The sequence below is a fragment of the Bdellovibrio svalbardensis genome (genome assembly GCF_029531655.1).
In the GTDB taxonomy this organism is placed as follows: domain Bacteria; phylum Bdellovibrionota; class Bdellovibrionia; order Bdellovibrionales; family Bdellovibrionaceae; genus Bdellovibrio; species Bdellovibrio svalbardensis.
In genome coordinates this window covers 499,197-517,463 of sequence record NZ_JANRMI010000004.1, presented here as the reverse complement: position 1 = coordinate 517,463, position 18,267 = coordinate 499,197, and the positions used below count along the sequence as shown (strand labels likewise).

Here is an 18,267-nt window from a genome sequence, read left to right as displayed (position 1 = left end):
CTTTTTCGAGGCCCTCATCTTATAAAACTTATTTGAGTGTGCAACGCTAATCTCGTTCAAGGATGTACAAATATGTATTGTCGCCGAAGTCGGTGCCACCGCCACGGCAGATGCGAATGTCTTCATCGACATAAACATTGGCAAGATAGCCTTTTTTGCCTATGGGACTTGTGCCTGGCGGGAAGGGAGTGGGATTGGCATCAAAGGCCCCGAATTCCGCCAGCATGGCCAGTCGTGTCGGTTCGGCAAAACTCCATTGCGGATTGAATACAGCTTTGGTGAATTCGATCGCGAGGGAATCTGTGTTGACTGAAAACTTACCGCGCAGGTAGCCCATGTTTTGCACCGGTCCATATTGATTGCGCGCAACATTCCAGTAGTAGCCTTCAGGAAAGACCACTTGCCAGATGGAGTCGCCACGGGCGCCTTGGCCAGGAGGGCCACCGGGGCCGTCAGCCCAGACCTGATACCAAGTCCCAATCACATCGACGAGTTTTTGCTGTTCGGAGCGCGGCGGAGCAAGAGAGATCAGTTCTTCAACCAAAGGGTCCAACCTCTGTCTCACTTCGAGATTGTTGTCGTCACTGTCGTATTCACCTTGGGCGTTGAAGGAGATCTCAAGAATTTCATACTTCAACTCCTGAATGCGATCATATGTGTCGTCAGCTTGAACTTGAGCTACTGAGAACGAGAAGATCAATACAAGTGCAGCCATAAGTCTGGTCATGGAAGCCTCCTGGTTAGAGTCTTGTCGATGCCTTTCATAGTACCGTCAGCACTCTGAGCTGCCATCGTGTATTTGCGCACCCATACATCTGCGAGTTTTAGTCTAGAGTTTTTATATAGTCTTCATGAGGTCTTAACTTGGCGATTTTAAAACCGAAAAGAACTTCGTGGAGTTTTAATTGCCTCTTGTTCATCTGCTAGTCCTTATTCTAGTGGGCTCTCAAAGCCATGCGGTTGATATTTATTCGGCCGGTATCACTGCGCTTTGTTCACAGACGAAAAGCTGTTCTTCGCAGCAATCTGACTTCGTAAAGAATTTAGTAAGCACTTGTGAGATTGAAGTGAAGGCCTTGGATTGTGAAGGACTCGCTAAGAAATATCCCGAAATGCAAAGTTCTTTACGGAAATGTGATTTCAAATCGCAGTGCCAACAGAGTGAAGAGAATTTAGTTGGTCAAGATCTGGCATGTCTTCGGGGATATAAAAATGCCTTGGTCGACACTGGAATCGCCTTGAAAGACATGGCCGTTTCGCTCGGTGACTTTGTCGAGAGCAGTTGGGACAGTTTTAAGTCGAATATCAAAAAGAAAAACGAATTCATTCGCCAATGCCAAAAGTCCATCGCTTGTAAGCGTGATCTCGTCAAAGACGATCATCGTTATAACAGGTTGAGCGACGAGGAACTGGGTAAACTATCCGCCTCGTTCCTGTACGTCGAGTCCCAAGACATGAAGGCTTGGAAGGCATCTTTGGATCGTGCTCCAGGACGTGCTCCGGTTCGACCGCCACCAAGAGATGATTCACTAACGCCGGACCAGCGCCATAAAATGAATGATCTTATGGCGATGGTCGGTGGACAGATCAAAGAACAGTATCATAAGTTTTCCTGTTACAAACCTTTGATCCAAGCAGAGATGGCTTGCTATGCCGTTGGCAATGTCATTGATCCGACGATTTTGTTTGGAGCGGCCTTCAAGGGGGCCAGACTTGCAGTGGCTGCTGGAAAGGCGATCAAGGCCGAAGAGGCATTGAGGGTCGAGGGAACTGCAGCAAAATCCTTTGAGGTCATGCGCGCGGGCAGGCTCACTCGTGAAAATTTAATAAAAGACTTCTTAACTTATTCTCCGACGAGTGTGGCGGATAATGAGAAATGGATTGCGCTGGCTGAAAAAGGTGTGAACTCGAAGGTTCGCTTCTTGGATGTAGAAAACAGCCAGCTCAAAACTCTCAATGACACTTTGAAAGATAAAAATTTAGTTACCAGTTTGACGAACTACCATAAGAAGTTGTTGTTTGAAAAAATTGAGGTTCTTAAAAAGGAATTCCCGAATTTGAAGGTGGAACAGTACTCCGACTTTAAATCTTCGCGATTTGCCTTTAGTGGCGATATTCCGAAGGAGTTCGAGACCAAGCTTCAAAAGGCTTTTAAAGAAACCAATGATGAATTTACAACCTATTTAAAGGCCGAAAAAATTGTCAGAGATGGTGATGCCTCCAAGGACTGGTTCCGCGCCGGAGTGGGACAGTCAGCAGAACAGGCCAATGTGGCCGCGCGCTATTCGCGTCTGGAAGCTGAGAATAAACTGCAAAACTATTCACAAGCAAAATTAACAACAGAACTGACCTCAAAACTCAATTCCATAGAGAAGAGTCGTCAGACTTTGAGAACAGAGCTGGCTAAGACCTCCATGGTGGATGGTAATACCTTGCATGCTGATGCCTTTGATATTGTCAGAAAAAATGCGGGTGATGACAAAAAAGTGGCGGAGGCTCTTAAGCAGCGCTTTGCGCTTTCCTCTTTACCGGCTTCGACGGTGAAAGAGCTGCAGATTTACGTGAAGTCATCTGATGAATTTTCACCGGGAATTTTTGTGCCCAAGCGTGAAGTCGCGAATCTCAATGAAGCTGCCAAAGGGGGATTCTCTGCCGATGTCATTGGCTTGGGGGCCTCAAATATCAAAGGGACGGCAGAAGCCCTGGCGCGTTCGAAAAACTTAGATCAAGTTTTGGAAGAAACCCGCAAAGCAGAAAAAGCGGTGACTGTCGAATTCCAAGCACAGAAGAAATATTTTGAAGATGTCGTCAGACGATCTGTGGACCCGGGAAAATTAAAGACCATTTGTTCTGGCGATGATTGCGTTGCGATTGCTGTTAAACCTCTCAATGAATCTGATAAAAAGAATATCTTAAACGGATTGGCAGACAGTAAGTATTCAGGGAAGTTCCGCTTGGCATTCATTCCTGAGGGTGTGACAGATGTTTCGGCACGCAACACACTGAGCACGCACGGGGAAAGTGTGGAAAAAATATTAAGGTCTTCATTGAGCACAGTGATGGAGCCTCGCAAAATGCAGGGTCTTACCTTTGGTCTCGATATGAACACCCAGACCGTTAACAGTGGATCTATCAAGCTATTGATAGGCGAAGCTCCGGGGGTCCGCTTAACCACTCAAGAACGCGCCCTCATTCAGAAAAAATTCGAACAGTCCCTGCAAGAACTCAATCAAGGCTTCAGCAGCAAAGGCATAACCTCAACCTATCGCGCAAACTAAGAGCCGGTACGGCGTACCCTAAGTGGTGTGCTTGAGGAGTTGGGCTTGGAATTCGGCGGGTTTCTTTAGGACTTTGATTTCGTCGAAGACGGCTTTGGCTTCTTGATTTTTTAGTGACAAGGCTTTGAGCCATTGTTTGGTGCGTGAGACGGCGAAGTAGTCGTTGATGTGGGCAGTGCTGGCCTCGAAGAATTGTGGCAGTAAGGGCTTGGCGTTTTCCCAGCTTGTTTCCATCACGGGTTCTTGTGCGAGGCTTTGTTTGATTTGTTTGAAGATGAAGGGGTTCGACATGACTCCGCGTCCGATCATGTAATCGTCGCATTGAGTGACTTCAACGCAGCGATTGAAATCACTGACGTTCCAGATTTCGCCGTTGGCGATGATCTTCAAAGTTGTTTTCTCTTTAATTTTTGGAATCCATTCCCAATAAGCCGGTGGTTTGTAGCCATCGGTTTTAGTGCGGCAGTGGATGGTAATCCAATCGGCGTTGGCTTCTTGGACGGCTTGCGCGATATCGATACACTTTGTTGGATCATCAAAGCCCAGGCGAATTTTCGCGGTGACCGGAACATTTGCTGGGACGGCTTTGCGAACAGTGTCGACGATGGTGAAGACACGGTCGCAAGATTTCAAAAGGCTAGCTCCGCCGTCGTGGCGGTTGACGGTTTTAGCAGGGCAGCCGAAGTTTAAGTCGACGCCAAGGGCGCCTAGCTTTACAGCTCTTTGGGCGTTCATGGCAAGAGGTTCGGCTTGGCCACCCAAGAGTTGAACAAAGACGGGTGTTCCCCAGCGAGTGCGCGATCCTGTTTTTAGTTCAGGGCAATTTTTGAAGAAGACACTTTCAGGGTGCAGGCGATCAGTGACGCGTAAGAATTCCGTCACACATTGATCGATGCCTCCTAAACTTGTGAGTGTGTCGCGCATGACCCAGTCAACGACACCCTCCATGGGAGCTAAAAATAGTTTCTTCATTATGACACCTGTTTTTTTCGTCGGAGGGCTGGCTTACACTCCGACTCCGTCGGAGTAGGCTCTAAAGCCCGCCCATTTTCTTGACGATATCGAAGTGCTTTTTATCAACGGGTTGGATCGAAAGGCGAGAACCTTTTGCGAGAACGAGCATTTCTTTCAATTTATCGTTGTCACGAAGATCCTGAAGGCTCACAAGCTCTTTAAACTTGTCGGCATACTTCACCTGAACGCAGTACCAAATTGGTTTTTCTTTAGTGGCTTTGGGATCAAAATATTCTGACTTTTTATCAAATTGAAGTTGATCTGGTTCAGCTGCCTTGGAAATCACGGCCAATCCCGCGACTCCCGGTGGGGTCGCATTGGAGTGATAAAACAAAACTGCGTCACCAACTTCCATATCTTTCATCATGAAATTGCGCGCTTGATAGTTGCGCACGCCTTCCCACCATGTCGTGGAATCTTTCTTCAACTGATCGATAGAAAAAACATCGGGCTCTGATTTCATCAGCCAGTACTTCATACTTTGGCCTCTTTGACTTTGCCGGATTTAAAGAACCACTCGCCAGCTTGTTTGCGGAAAGTGCTCACTTCGTGATGGATGTATTCTTCGTCATCAACAGAATAATAAGCTTTGAACTCAACAGTTCCTTTGGTGCCTTTTTCTTCAGATTTGATCACTTCCAGTTTCAAGAACTTCGCGCGTTCCGCCCACTCTTGGTTGGCCTCTTCGTCGATATCTTGCAAAGTTTGCGGATCCGTCGTGTTTTTCAAGTAATCCATTTGATTTTTCGCAAAGGCACTATAACGAGAACGCATCAAAGCTTCTGCCGTCGGAGCTTTCTCTTTGCCTGAATGATAAACACCACAACACTCTAAATAATTTTTCTCAGACCCACATGGACATTTCATGCCCCCGAATCTAGCAGGGGCTGATGGCGAAAGGGAAGAGGGAAAGGTACAAGAAAAGGCACGAAGTGGCTTTTCCTTGGGGAGTACCTTTTTTGAGGCTCATTGCGTCAGAGTAGACTGACGCGACAGAGCTACCCAAAAAGCTCCCTCAGGCTCACCATAAAATGATTGAGGTGAGTATGGCAAAATGGGCGTTAATTACGGGAGCAACTTCGGGAATTGGTTGGGCGACGGCAGAGGCCTTGGGCGCTCAGGGATTTTCTCTTTTTATCACGGGCAGAAGAGCGGAACGCCTGCAAAACCTCGAAAGTCATCTGCGCACCAAGTTTCCAAAAATTGAGATTAAAAAAGCCTCGTTCGACATCTCCGATCGCGACGATGTGACGCAATTTCTTAAAGCGCATTATCCAGAGATTTCCAATCTTGAAGTGTTAGTAAACAACGCGGGTCTTGCAAAAGGTGTGGAGAAAATGCAGGAAGCCTCTCTCGATGACTGGGACACGATGGTAAACACCAACGTTAAAGGCTTGCTCTACATGACTCGAGGAGTGATTGAGCATATGGCCAAAAGAAAATCCGGCCATATCGTCAACATCGGTTCTGTCGCCGGCAGATGGACTTACCCGGGTGGCGGAGTTTACTGCGCGACAAAATTTGCAGTCCGCGCCCTTTCCGAAGGCATGCGCATGGATCTGCAGGGCACGAATGTCAGAGTCACCAATATTGAACCCGGCATGGTGCATACAGAGTTTTCAATGGTGCGCTTGGCAGACCAACAGAAGGCCGACAAAGTTTATGAAGGCATGACTCCATTGAAGCCAGAGGACATTGCGGAAACGATCGCATGGTGCGTGTCGCGCCCAGCTCATGTGAATATACAAGAACTCGTTATTTACCCAACCGATCAAGCTCATGTTGGAATGGTGACCAGGAGGTCTTGATGAGTTTCCGTATTGAAAAAGACACCATGGGTGAGGTGAAGGTTCCCACAGATAAATTCTGGGGAGCTCAAACTCAAAGATCGACAGAAAATTTCCGCATTGGTGGGGATCGCTTTCCCAGAGAAATGATTCGGGCCCTTGGCATCTTGAAGAAATGTGCCGCGCAAACAAATCACCAGCTCGGACTTCTTGATGCAAAGAAAACCGAATTCATCGTCAAAGCTGCTGATGAAGTGATCGAAGGAAAACTGGACGCCCATTTTCCACTCGTCGTGTGGCAAACGGGTTCGGGTACGCAAACCAATATGAACGCCAATGAAGTCATCGCCAATCGCGCGATGGATATGCAGGGGATCAAACTTCCCAGCAAAGAGATCCATCCGAATGATGACGTCAACAAAGGCCAATCTTCGAATGACACTTTCCCGACAGCCATGCATATCGCCGTTGGCGAGCAAGTCTATCATCGCTTGATTCCGATGATGGAAAAGCTGCAAAAGTCTCTCGAGAAAAAACAAAATGAATTTAAGGACATCGTAAAAATCGGGCGCACGCACTTGATGGATGCGACGCCGTTGACTCTAGGGCAGGAGTTCTCGGGTTATTCGATGCAAATGAAACACGCGATTCAAAGAGTGAAAAATGCTCTGCCACACTTGCATGAACTTGCGCTGGGCGGAACGGCCGTGGGGACGGGTTTGAACACTCATCCAAAGTTTGCCGTCGATGCCGCGAAAGCTATCGCGACGGAAACAAAGATTCCCTTTGTCACAGCAGAAAATAAATTCGAGGCCTTGGCTGCTCATGATGCCTTGATTGAAGTCAGCGGCGCACTCAATTCCGCCGCCGTGTCTTTGATGAAGATCGCGAATGACATTCGTCTTCTTGGCTCAGGACCCCGATGTGGAATCGGCGAGCTGCATCTTCCTGAAAATGAACCGGGCAGCTCGATCATGCCGGGGAAAGTGAATCCCACACAGAGCGAAGCCATGACCATGGTCTGTGCGCAGGTCATGGGAAATCACGTGGCAGCCAGTATCGGCGGGGCAACGGGGCACTTTGAGCTCAATGTGTTTAAACCACTGATTGTTTTTAACGTCCTGAATTCGATTCGTTTGATTGCAGATGCCTGCGAAAGCTTCACTGATCACTGCGTGGAAGGCATCGAGGCGAACCGCAAACAGATTCAGAAGCATTTGGAACACTCCTTGATGCTTGTGACGGCCTTGAACCCTCGACTTGGTTACGACAATTCAGCAAAAATAGCCAAAACTGCTCATAAAAACGGCACAACACTCCGCGAAGAAGCTATTAATCTTGGACTCCTTTCTGGCGAAGAATTTGATAAGATAGTCAGACCGGAGAGTATGGTTTGATGAATGAGCTACTAAAAAAAGCAGAGTGGATGAACAGTGACGACGTAAGACCTTATGTTTTCGTTCGTCATGAGAATGAGATCGCACAACCTGGTTCGATCCATCGCTTGGATTGGTTCAAGAATAGCCCCATTTTCAAAGATCCTCTCGATGTGAAAGAGATCGGCTTTGCTGATCGCATTTACTCCATTGAAGAACGTGCCTTCGGACCTTCGAACATGGCCATGCCTCGCTGGGTGTTCTATGACTGCGCAGTGATGCCGGGTTTCGTGGCGGGTTTCGCCGCCAGACCGAAGTTTTTGTCCAAGGTCGTCCGCGACATTCTCGATCCAAAAAAATATCCTGCGTCACAAAGTCCCATTAAAACTTCGAAAGTTTTAAAAGAGATCGAGTCTTTGGATGAAATGGATTGGGTTCCACTTTCTTTGTTTATTATCATTCCGACCATGCATAAAGGGGAGTGGGTTGCCCACAACCTATGCTCTGTAAACTCTCTTTTGCCGAAGGAAGAGCAGTTTTACGGTCTAGGATTTTTGTCGAAAGCCTTCGGATTATGGTACGCGAACGTCGAACAGTGCTCTGGAATGACCCAATGGGGCAGCCCGGCATTGAAACTTCACTCGCATTATGGGCATTTAGAGGTAATTGGGGCTTACGCTCCGGTGCATTCTCATGCTAAAACTATTACTTATCGAGTTCAGGTGAATACTCATTGTTGGGAAAAATTCTTTAACAAAGAGTCTGATCTGGCATTCTTGGAAAGATACGGCCCTACGGGAACCTTCATTGATCCAAAGAGTGAAGACAGTATGATGGATCTGCAGCAGAAGATCGAGCTGGAGCAGGGACCATATTTCTTGAGTGCAGGTGAAATTGCGCAAAAGAATCTGGACGAGAAGTTAATGATTTATCGATTAAAGCAACAATACTAGATAGGAAGATCTAATGACGATGAATACTTTGCCCCCTGTCGCGAAATCCTTTTTTGCATTCTGTAAAAAGTGTGATGCCGACAGATACCACGTGGTTTTAGCGCACACGTCCGCGACGTCTGCAAAAATCAAATGCGAAATCTGTGGTTCGCAAAAAACGTATTCACTTCCTAAAGCACAAACTCGCACTGGCAAACCTTTGACAGGCGCAGCGGCTAAAAAACGCGAACAAACAATGAGTTCACGTAAATCAAGCCACCGCAATGAATACGAAATGTTAATGTCTAACGAAAAAGCTCCTACAGCGACATACAGCATGAAGGGCAACTTCGAAAAGAACACAAAACTTCAACATCCAAAATTCGGTTTGGGCTTCGTTAAAGATTCTGCGAACGACAAAATCGAAGTGGTCTTTGAAGATGAAGTTCGTTCCCTAATCCACAACCGCGTCTAGCGTCGGCCGAGCGAAACGGCCCATCCGACTGCGTTGTCGGCCCATCTCCTCGCTCCGACGTGGCGCTGCCACGCCTGCGCTGTGAGGATGGACCTCCGCCTTGCGGCTGAACCGTTTGGCTCAGCCTCATTGGGGCTTCTTGAATAATTGAGGTATTTTTTTGGATTGGCTTAAGGGGTTAAACCCGGAACAGCAGAAAGCTGTTAAGCATAATTATGGGCCTTTGCTTATTCTAGCTGGTGCTGGTTCAGGCAAAACAACTGTGCTTGTTTCGCGCACAGGGCGTATGATTTCTGAGCGGGTTGCACAAGCTCCAGAGATTTGCGTTCTGACGTTCACAAATAAATCTGCGCGTGAGCTAAAACACCGTGTGGGCCAAAAACTTGGCAGTGCAGGGCAAGGCCTGTGGGCGGGGACTTTCCACTCCTTCGGTTTGCAAATCCTTCGTCGTTTTCATAAACACGCTAATCTGTCCCCTTACTTCGGAATCGTCGATCAAACTGATTGCAATGCGATTCTGAAAGAGCTGATCAAAGATATTAAAAATTCCGGCAAAGACAGTTTTGATATCGATAAGATTCTCAACATGATCAATGACCGTCGCACCGGGCAGGCACCGACGCACGAAGGTTTTGACGAATACCACGAGATGGTGGAAACACTCGCTCCAAAATTTGCAAAACGCCTGGAGCATTTGGGGGTGGTCGACTTTGAAGGTCTTCTGATCAAGCCTTTGCAGTTGTTCAAAGAGCATCCAGAACTTCTTGAAAAAGTTCAAAGTCAGTTCTCGCAAGTGATGGTCGATGAGTTCCAGGATACCAATCGCATGCAGATGGATCTGATTCATCAAATCGTGCGCTCGCACAACAACATCACTGTCGTCGGTGATGACGATCAGTCGATCTATGGCTGGCGTGGCGCGGAAGTAAAAAACATTCTGAATTTTCCGCAAGAGTTTAAAAACTGCGAAGTGATTAAACTTGAAAGAAACTATCGCTCTTCGTCTGAAATTTTGGCGGTGGCTAATGCCGCGATTTCCAAAAACAAGAATCGTCACGGCAAAGTCTTGCGCGCAGAAGCAGCACAAGAATCCGGCGATCTTCCTGAGGTCTTTATCTTGGACCGCGAGGAAGACGAGTGCGAATTCGTTGTCAGTGAAGTCCTGCATTTCCAGCGCGAAGGTTTTAAGTACAAAGACTTCGCGGTTTTGTATCGCTCCAACACTCAGGGTGCCTTGATTGAGGCCTCTTTACGTCGTGCGGGCATTCCCTATAATATTTCCGGTGGCACGTCGATCTTTGACCGTAAAGAGATCAAGGATTTGATGGCTTATCTGAAGCAGTCTTTGGCTCCGAATGAAGTATCGCTTCGTCGTATCATCAATGTGCCTAATCGTGGCATCGGGGATTCGACAATTGAGAAGCTGACGGAGTTCTCCAAAAAGAAACGCGTGAGCTTCTTGGATGCCTGCCGTTTGTGGCGAGATGCCGAAGTCGGGGAAAAGGCCGGAGACGCCATCGAAGATTTGTTGGCCTTCCTTGAGGGATTCCCAGAACAAATTCTGAATTTTAACGTGGGCTCTTCGCCGGGCGCGAAGATGGTCGAAATCTTTTCAGAGCTTGGTTATCGCGATTACGTTTACAATTCTGCAAAAGATCCTAAAGCAGGCGAGAAGAAATGGGTGGTCGTTGAAATCCTCGGTAAAATCCTGGATTCTTACCTCGGCAGACGCGCTTACTCTGTTGAATACATCAAATCCTTCATTGATTCGATGATGTTGCGTGATGATTTGTCTGAAGAAGATCAGGCAGAGAAGATTCAGCTCATGACCCTGCATGCCTCCAAAGGTCTGGAGTTCCCCGTGGTGATTCTGGCGGGGATTGAAGAAGATCTTTTGCCACATAAAAATCTGGGCTCCGATATCGATGAAGAGCGTCGTTTGTTCTATGTTGGCGTGACGCGCGCAAAGAAACGTCTGGTGATGTCTCGCTGTATGCAACGAAAGAAAAACGGTGTGGTTCGTCCGTCGACACCATCGCGTTTTCTTCTCGAGATTCCGACCAACCTTTATAAAGAGTACCCGTTGGGAGCACGTCCCGTGTCTGGGCAAGAACGTGATGATTTGGTGGCCAGCTTTCTTTCCAAACTCGACAGCAAGATTAACAAGTAAAGTGGCTACTTAAAGCCACGACTCTGGTCGTGGTCTCGTTTATCAATTCCGCAATTCTTCCGAAATAGAAGTGTAGATTTCTTCAATCATCGGGAGGCCTTGTGAAATTTCAAGCTTACATCTTTTTAGCAGCCGTGCTTGGAACCTCCGTTGCTTCAGCCAGAGAATTCAAACTCTCAAGCGGTCCGGGTTATACGGTGTCGCCTTTATATGGATACGAAACCGTTTACCGTGACAGCCCAACTCCGCATCTTGCCACTCGTGCGATGTATGGACTGCGCGTGACAGTGGGGGAGGATATTCTTTCTGCAGAAGTGGAATACTCAAAGGCCTCAGACACAGAGAACATGTCTACAGCCCCTGAAAAAATCTATAACGAAGACGAAATCGCAAAGCTAGGCATTCGATCAACTTATCGCTTCAATAACTATTTGCATTCATCATTGCGCGTGGGCGCGCAGGCAACCAGAGGCATCGAGGAAACAACCTCCAGTGGAATCCTTACTCGTAAAGACAAAGACATTCGTTACAATCCTTATGCGGGCTTACAGCTGGGCGTCTCGTTTGGTGTTTTCTCTCTGAACGCCAGCTCCACAATGGTTTTTAGAGACTATTCAGATCTTTCTAAGAATGACATCCAAAACACTCTGTCATTCGGAGTAGGTTACTAATATATTTCGCGACCCTCTCATTTTGATTCACAAATTATGTAAATCCTCGATTTCGACATAGAGGTTTTCACATTAGTTACCCCTATATAATCGGATACTTCGCTTTCAATGGGATACTGTGAAGGCTGAGCCCCAACCTTCCGAGAAGTACGGAATGAGAACTTCATTGAACGTGCTTGTACGACTGTTTCTGCTGTCCACTTTTGCATTGGGAACGCTGGGATGCACCCTTGGTGCGAATATTCTTTTTAGCGCAAATAACGGTGGTAATAGTGGCGAAATTACTGCTCCTTCTACAGGAGACGAAGCCTTTGCTGGCTATGATCCTATCCCAGATGGTGTCTTCCGGAAAAATTTTTCCTTTGGATATGCGGATCCGCAAAACCTAGTTGTTGCGGCAAATGGCTCTGTTTACGCCTCGGGCAGAACTAAAAATTCTCCCTATTACCCAGCAATCGGTAAGCTCAGCAGTCAGCTTCAATTCGATTCCAGCTTTGGAAACCAAGGACGTGTGGTTGGTGCGGGAATGCTGGCCAGTAGCTCGAGTCAAATGAAGATGGCCATGGATTCCACGGGCCGTACTTATATGGTCGGTCGAAGCAAGAATGCAAAACCGATCATTTTTAGATTTACAGCGGCGGGACAGCCCGATGCGAGTTTTGGCAGCTCGGGTTATGTGGAGCTGAATCAAGCGGGTTCAAGATTTTATGCAGTAGCTCCTTTGTCTGGTGGGGGCGTTGTTGCAGTGGGAGCCGTGTTCAATCCAAATGAAACATCGTCCACCTTAGTTGCGATGTTTGATGCTTCGGGAAATCTTGATACAAGTTTTTCCGGTGACGGCATTTTGCTCATGACGGATGTAAATAGCAATTATGCTTGGGAAGTCCTTGAAGAGGATATCAGTGGTACCAAATATTTGACTTTGGGCCGCTATGCAGATCCGACAGGTCCGGCAGCCACGACAGTTCGCCTTACCCGACTGCAAATGAACGGTAGTGTTGACAACAGTTTTGGAGCTGGTGGGCATTTTGACATTCCGACAACGATAGAACTTTGGGGAAGTTCCCTTATAAGATTGAACGATGGCAAATACATTGTGGCTATGAGTTCATATGATTATACAAACTTTAATTTTGAAGTGGACAAGGTTCTGGCAACGGGTGCTCTTGACACAAGCTATGGAGCTTCTGGAAAAGCAAGTTTTAATATTCTAGCTGATGAAAACGTCTCGGCGGCCGCGGCTAATTCAAGTGGGGAAGTTTTTGTCGCCGTCAATGAAATGAGTGATGGCGACATCGTCGTGGTGAAATTAACTCCGACCGGGGCATTGGATACTTCCTTTGCAGGTGACGGCGGATTTAATATTGCGGATGCAAATGCCTGGGAGTCCAGCGATATTAAAGTGGCCACTGACGGTTCGGTTTTGCTGTATGGGCTTCTGAATGATGGCGCGGATAAAGTGTTTCTCTACAAGATAGATTCGACGACAGGAGTCCCTGTTAATGGCGTGGGCACGAATGGAGTTATCTATCCGACTTTGGCCAGTGGAGACAGCTCTTACCTTCAGAGTATTATCACCTCGGATCATGGCTTTGCGATTCTTGGTGCGAGTGATGCTGGCAATGTCCTGTTAAAATTAAAATCAGATTATACCGTGGATTCGACCTTTGGTTTGAGTGGAGCAGTAGATCTGTCGGCCTGTGCAACTTGCGAAGTGGCAGATGTCGTTGAACTTCCCGATCAAGGATATCTCATCGTAGGAACGAACTATAATAATGGAAAGGTAGTTGCGATAAGTCTTAATAAAGATGGCAGCTATCGATCTTCATTTGGAACTGCCGGAATTTTGGAGATTGCAACTTCAGTGAATCCCTCAAAAGCCACGAAAGCCTTAATAGACGCGAATGACAAAATTATCCTTGCCGGAGATATGGGGGCCGCTTCTTCGCAAAACTTCATTCTGAAAATGGATTTGAGTGGAGCTTTGGATACTGGCTTTGGAACCCTAGGAATTCTTGAAATGACCAATGCCAACAGATCGGGCGTGTATGCGCTGATAGAGTCCCAGGATCATGGCTACCTCTTAGGAGGCTATGCCAGTGATGCTTCGTCTAATTATTTTGATTTGATTGTTAAAGTCACAGCGGCGGGACAGTTGGATACGATATTTGCGACCAACGGGAAGTTTATGAACTCCAATAACCTTGGTGGAGATGCGGGAATTTGGAATATAAAATTAGATCCGCAGGGACGAGTTGTCGCGGGGACTAATTGGAATCCTGACGGTGTGAGCTTGGCCGCTTTAAGATTAACAGCGCTTGGTCAGTTGGACTCAACTTTTGGAACAAATGGATATGCTTCGTTAAGCAATAGTTGGACGTATGCATATACCAGTGATCTGGCCTTAGATATTCAAAGTGATGGCAGCTATAAGGTTGTTGTCGTGGGTTGGGTTGATGATGCAGGCGGCAAGTCTGGAACGGGTATTATTCGTTTGGATTCTTCTGGCGTCGCTGATGCTAGCTTTGGAACCAACGGAACCTATTTCTCTGATGAGTCTGCCAATGGAGGTCCTTATTGGGACTTCATCCATCTTAAGGTGGCTGAAGATGGATCCTATTTTTTAAACGGTCTCTTGAGCTCTCCGCGGGATATCTTCATGAAAAAAGTAAACTAGAAAAGGGTCTTCATTAATTTAAGCATAGCTAAATCCTTGCTGTGAGAGCTTTGGAAAAGTTCAGTTTTAACCGATTCGCGATCTTGCGAATCTCGGTTTTGGCTGAGCTTGAATTTTCCCTCGATCTGTTCGATATGAATTTTCACACCGACTATATGTTTGATGAGTTCGTTGCGAAATTTTTCAGGCAAATTGTATTTCCAAGCCGTGTTGTTCATGGCTTCAAACTGCGTGACTGATTTTTGCAGAATTTCTTCAATCTCATTGGGCTGGCCTAAGATTTCAATTCTTCCACGCACTTCAACGACGGCATAATTCCAAGTAGGAACTTGCATGGCGCTTTTATACCAAGACGGCGATATATACCGTTCGGGCCCTTGAAAGGTCACCACCACAAAGCTGCCATCTAGATGCTCGACCTGGGGATTGGCTTTTGCCATATGGCTGATAAGAAAACCGCCTTCCAACAAGAAGGGGAGATAGTTCGTTTGCAAGTAGTTTTCTGAAGACGAAATCAAACATCCCAGTGGGTAGTCGCTAACAAGTTCTTGAATCAACTGCGTGTCATTCATTTTAAAGTGATTCGGGCGATACATAATACTTCTCCAAATATCCTTGCAGGGTTTTCTTCACATTCAACCATTCAGAATCAATGATCGAGTAAGAGTGGTAGTCACGTTTTCTGCCGTCAGGTAGAAGCATGTAGTTACGAATTTCACCTTCAAACTTTCCACCGATTCTTTTGACTGCGCGCTGGGAGTTGAAATTTAACGAGTCCACCTTGAAACCGACGCGCTGGCAACCAAGAGTTTCGAAGGCATAGGTCATAAGCAGAAGTTTTGCTTCAGTGTTCGCCGATGTTTTATGCCAAGAGATTCCAACACGAGTGCGACCGATTTCAAGACCTTTAAGTTTCCGATTGAAATAGAGATAATTTGTCAGACCAATAGCTTCGCCAGTCTTTTTGTCGATCATGGTGAAACCGTTTTCGAGGCGATCTTGGCGCGCTTGTAAAGAGTGCCTGATCTCTTTTTCTACATCCTCCGGGCTGATGCAGCCACCAAAATCATCCACCCAATAGCGAGGGTAGAGGATGTTGCAAGACAAGCTCTGTAAATGCGCCAAGCCTGTGGGGGCTAGGCGTACAAGAGCCCCCTCAAGGGTGATTTCTTTTGTCCAGAGATCAGTTTGTAATTCGCGCGAAGTCTTAAGTGTTTCCATATAGAAGTTGTAGGCTATTACTGGTACAATATAAATAACCAGAATGAATAAAACTAATAGACCAGATGGTGTGACGTGAAATCGGTAAATATTAAGATCCAAGACAGTAAGAAGCCCAAGTATGAACGCATCTATGCCGGCTTTCTAACTGCGTTGAAGGACGGTGTCCTAAAGCCAGGGGAGCGCATTCCCTCGACAAGGGATCTTGCAAAAATCTATAAATGTCATCGTTTGACGGTGATGAATGCGTTGCAGGCTTTGGTCGCGGAAGGTTGGCTCGAAGCCAAAGAGAAAGCTCATTATCAAGTTTCAGAAAAAGCACCGATCACCGAATCCACAAAAGAAAGTCCCTCCAAAAAGAAGGCGCCACACTTTGAATTGGCTTCTCCCGCTTTTTCTCTGACGGCAGAACGAACCCGCTATAAAATTGAATTCTGGGGAGGCCAACCCGATCTGCGTCTTTTTCCTAAAGACGAATTTCGTAAAATCACCTCTGAAGCACTTCGTCGAGTAAAACCAGATCAACTATCTTATGGCGCAACTCAAGGACTGCCGGTTTTACTTGAGCAGGTCGAAGAATATTTTCGTCGCTCTCGAGGTTTGCTGGAAATAGAATATTTAATTACCAATGGGTCGCAAGAAGGCATCTATATCATCGCTCAGACTTTTTTAAAGCCCGGTGACTATGTTGTGGTCGAGGGCAAAGGTTATACACCTGCGTGGCGAGTTCTAGAAAGTTTAGGGGCAAAACTGATTCCGATCGCAGTCGATGACGAAGGTCTGAACACTGATGAACTAGCTTTGATTTTAAAAAAGAAGAAAGTAAAACTGATCTACACCACTCCGCTGCATCAGTATCCGACGACGGTGACACTGAGCCCGCGTCGCAGGCAAAAACTTATTCAATTAGCAGAAAGCTATCGCATTCCCATTCTGGAAGATGACTATGATCATGAGTTTCACTATTTAAGTCCGCCCCCAGCTCCTCTGGCCACGCAAACTCCTTATGCGATTTATGTAGCAAGCTTTTCAAAAATTCTTTATCCCGGAGCCAGAATAGGCGTTCTGGCTTGTCATGAAAGTCTGTTTGAGGCGTTTGCGATGCAAAAGTTCTTACTGTCGCGTCAGTCTGATTCTTTGTCGCAGTTATCACTGGCAGCCTGGATGAAAGAAGGCGGTTTTGAGCGACATTTACGTCGCACAACTCGAGTGTATGAAAAACGCTTCCATTATATGCAAGAACAGCTAGAACTTCTTAAAGTAACCTACGGCATTGATTGGGTGCAACCCAACGGAGGCATGTCTTACTGGGTTAACTTGAAAACGAATTCTCGCAAAGTGAGTGAGGCCGCCAAGAGGAAGGACGTTTTCTTTATGAATGAAACGGAACTGGATTTTGCGAAAAAAGACGGCACCCATTTGCGCATCGGTTTTGCTGGCGTGAATGAAGCCGAAATCAAACAGGGCTTTGAAGTTCTAAATCAGATCTTGAAGAAGTCGAACTAAGCTAGTGATCTAAACAGGCGATGGTGTCGCTTCGCGGAACAAGGCTTCAAATTCCTCAGGTCGCGGAGCTTCGAAAACACGTTCTTTGCCGCCGATATTGATTTTCAAACGGGCCGCGTGCAAGAACATGCGATCTGTACCGTAAATCTTCGCCATGCGTTCATTGTACTTGGGGTCGCCATAGCGGCCATCGCCGATGATATTGTGTTTGGCGATGGCGCTGTGTTTGCGAATTTGATGCTGTCGGCCTGTCAGAAGTTTGACTTCAATCAAAGAAAAATAATGCGAAACTTTGACCACTTTAAAATCAGTACGAGCTTCGACGCGGTCTTTTGATAGACCTTGCGGATTTTTTCGGCCTTCAGACTTATCAGAGATCGCCATACCCCACGATTGCCAATTTTCTGACAGAGGAAGGGCGCCACGTAAAACCGCGATATAAGTTTTTTCGCAATTGCGCTCTTGAAACTGTTCAGCCAATTCTTTGGCAGCCTTGCTATTCAGTGCAATTAACAGCAACCCACTGGTTTCCTTGTCCAAACGATGCACGGGATGAATGTCGGTGAATGTGCCAGGTTTAAGCTGTTTTTTTAAAATCTGAATCACATCCTGGCCGCTATCGGCGCCAGCGTTATGAACGCTGATTCCCGCAGGTTTGTTGATAACAATCCAAGAAGTGTCTTGAGCTATGATGGGTAGAGTATTCATTCTTGAATTCCTTTAAGGTGCTGCTGATTGGCAGGTTCCCATCTTAGTGTCCTTCCTGATTCTTAGCAACTTTCTTAGTGAGGCCAAGAGTTCCTCTTTAAAGGAGGCATTTTTATGGCTCAAAATAATAAGAACGAGGTGCCTATGAATTTCTATATTCAAGAGTTCCTGAACTTTTTAGATAAGGAAGACGATCAAGATTACGGTGATTTCAAGCGGGAGGTGGATCTTCATTTGCTGCAGTTGTCAGAAAGCCTTCGGCCCCTTAGCACTGAGAAGATTTTGCGTCTGCGCAAGCTGCGTGAAGAGCTTTTGTGGATGTACCACGATGATGTGGAGGAAATGCGCAGTCATATTAAAAACGAGATTGGTCGGCTAGAGCAGTCTCCTTAGGCTGTTCTACACTCCGACTCCGTCGGAGTAGGCTATTCTACACTCCGACTCCGTCGGAG

At 46.6% G+C, this 18,267-nt stretch carries 17 protein-coding genes; 10 read left to right on the top strand and 7 right to left on the bottom strand.

Annotated features, from left to right (window positions below; translation table 11 throughout):
* Window positions 1–46: 46 nt before the first annotated feature.
* A complete protein-coding gene (locus NWE73_RS15340; protein ID WP_277579226.1) occupies window positions 47–727 on the bottom strand; it encodes a PAP/fibrillin family protein in 681 nt (226 codons plus the stop codon).
* Between the two features lie 211 nt (window positions 728–938).
* On the opposite strand from NWE73_RS15340, the gene NWE73_RS15335 reads away from it, so the two are divergent.
* A complete protein-coding gene (locus tag NWE73_RS15335) occupies window positions 939–3,278 on the top strand; it encodes a hypothetical protein (RefSeq protein ID WP_277579225.1) in 2,340 nt (779 codons plus the stop codon).
* An 18-nt stretch (window positions 3,279–3,296) separates the two neighbouring features.
* Here NWE73_RS15335 and NWE73_RS15330 read toward each other — a convergent pair whose 3' ends face one another.
* The 3 genes from NWE73_RS15330 to NWE73_RS15320 form a co-directional block, all read right to left on the bottom strand.
* Window positions 3,297–4,250, bottom strand: coding sequence for a tRNA dihydrouridine synthase (locus NWE73_RS15330; RefSeq protein ID WP_277579224.1), 954 nt, complete (start codon window positions 4,248–4,250; stop codon window positions 3,297–3,299).
* A 61-nt stretch (window positions 4,251–4,311) separates the two neighbouring features.
* On the bottom strand, window positions 4,312–4,770 hold the full coding sequence (locus tag NWE73_RS15325) for an EVE domain-containing protein (RefSeq protein WP_277579223.1): 459 nt from the start codon (window positions 4,768–4,770) through the stop codon (window positions 4,312–4,314).
* Window positions 4,767–5,159 (bottom strand): YchJ family protein, encoded by a 393-nt coding sequence (locus tag NWE73_RS15320; protein ID WP_277579222.1) that lies wholly within the window; start codon window positions 5,157–5,159, stop codon window positions 4,767–4,769. The genes NWE73_RS15325 and NWE73_RS15320 overlap by 4 nt, the downstream gene beginning before the upstream one ends.
* Before the next feature lie 179 nt (window positions 5,160–5,338).
* On the opposite strand from NWE73_RS15320, the gene NWE73_RS15315 reads away from it, so the two are divergent.
* The 7 genes from NWE73_RS15315 (at window position 5,339) to NWE73_RS15285 (ending at window position 14,380) form a co-directional block, all read left to right on the top strand.
* Window positions 5,339–6,100 carry an SDR family NAD(P)-dependent oxidoreductase gene (locus NWE73_RS15315; protein ID WP_277579221.1) on the top strand — a complete coding sequence of 254 codons (762 nt, stop codon included), beginning with the start codon at window positions 5,339–5,341 and terminating at the stop codon, window positions 6,098–6,100.
* Entirely contained in the window at window positions 6,100–7,476 is a 1,377-nt protein-coding gene (gene fumC, locus NWE73_RS15310) for a class II fumarate hydratase (protein ID WP_277579220.1), read from the top strand. The genes NWE73_RS15315 and fumC overlap by 1 nt, the downstream gene beginning before the upstream one ends.
* Window positions 7,476–8,408 carry a hypothetical protein gene (locus tag NWE73_RS15305; RefSeq protein ID WP_277579219.1) on the top strand — a complete coding sequence of 311 codons (933 nt, stop codon included), beginning with the start codon at window positions 7,476–7,478 and terminating at the stop codon, window positions 8,406–8,408. The genes fumC and NWE73_RS15305 overlap by 1 nt, the downstream gene beginning before the upstream one ends.
* Window positions 8,409–8,421: 13 nt before the next feature.
* Window positions 8,422–8,862, top strand: a complete 441-nt coding sequence (locus NWE73_RS15300; RefSeq protein WP_277579218.1) for a hypothetical protein — start codon at window positions 8,422–8,424, stop codon at window positions 8,860–8,862.
* 160 nt (window positions 8,863–9,022) lie between these two features.
* The gene (locus NWE73_RS15295) at window positions 9,023–11,032 is read left to right on the top strand and encodes an ATP-dependent helicase (protein ID WP_277579217.1); all 2,010 of its coding nucleotides are present in this window, start codon (window positions 9,023–9,025) and stop codon (window positions 11,030–11,032) included.
* 101 nt (window positions 11,033–11,133) lie between these two features.
* Window positions 11,134–11,703, top strand: coding sequence for an outer membrane beta-barrel protein (locus NWE73_RS15290; RefSeq protein ID WP_277579216.1), 570 nt, complete (start codon window positions 11,134–11,136; stop codon window positions 11,701–11,703).
* Between the two features lie 154 nt (window positions 11,704–11,857).
* Window positions 11,858–14,380, top strand: a complete 2,523-nt coding sequence (locus NWE73_RS15285) for a hypothetical protein (RefSeq protein WP_277579215.1) — start codon at window positions 11,858–11,860, stop codon at window positions 14,378–14,380.
* Here the strand turns inward: NWE73_RS15285 and NWE73_RS15280 are convergent.
* Complete coding sequence (locus NWE73_RS15280) at window positions 14,377–14,952, bottom strand: FMN-binding negative transcriptional regulator (RefSeq protein ID WP_277579214.1); 576 nt, start codon at window positions 14,950–14,952, stop codon at window positions 14,377–14,379. The genes NWE73_RS15285 and NWE73_RS15280 overlap by 4 nt on opposite strands.
* Window position 14,953: 1 nt before the next feature.
* Window positions 14,954–15,601, bottom strand: a complete 648-nt coding sequence (locus tag NWE73_RS15275) for a GNAT family N-acetyltransferase (RefSeq protein ID WP_277579213.1) — start codon at window positions 15,599–15,601, stop codon at window positions 14,954–14,956.
* A 75-nt stretch (window positions 15,602–15,676) separates the two neighbouring features.
* Here NWE73_RS15275 and pdxR point away from each other — a divergent pair, with 75 nt between their 5' ends.
* The gene (gene pdxR, locus NWE73_RS15270) at window positions 15,677–17,107 is read left to right on the top strand and encodes a MocR-like pyridoxine biosynthesis transcription factor PdxR (RefSeq protein WP_277579212.1); all 1,431 of its coding nucleotides are present in this window, start codon (window positions 15,677–15,679) and stop codon (window positions 17,105–17,107) included.
* A gap of 9 nt (window positions 17,108–17,116) precedes the next feature.
* On the opposite strand, the gene NWE73_RS15265 is transcribed toward pdxR, so the two are convergent.
* Window positions 17,117–17,815, bottom strand: a complete 699-nt coding sequence (locus NWE73_RS15265; protein ID WP_277579211.1) for an RluA family pseudouridine synthase — start codon at window positions 17,813–17,815, stop codon at window positions 17,117–17,119.
* 114 nt (window positions 17,816–17,929) lie between these two features.
* Between NWE73_RS15265 and NWE73_RS15260 the strand changes: the two genes are divergently transcribed.
* The gene (locus tag NWE73_RS15260; protein ID WP_277579210.1) at window positions 17,930–18,208 is read left to right on the top strand and encodes a hypothetical protein; all 279 of its coding nucleotides are present in this window, start codon (window positions 17,930–17,932) and stop codon (window positions 18,206–18,208) included.
* Window positions 18,209–18,267: the final 59 nt, after the last annotated feature.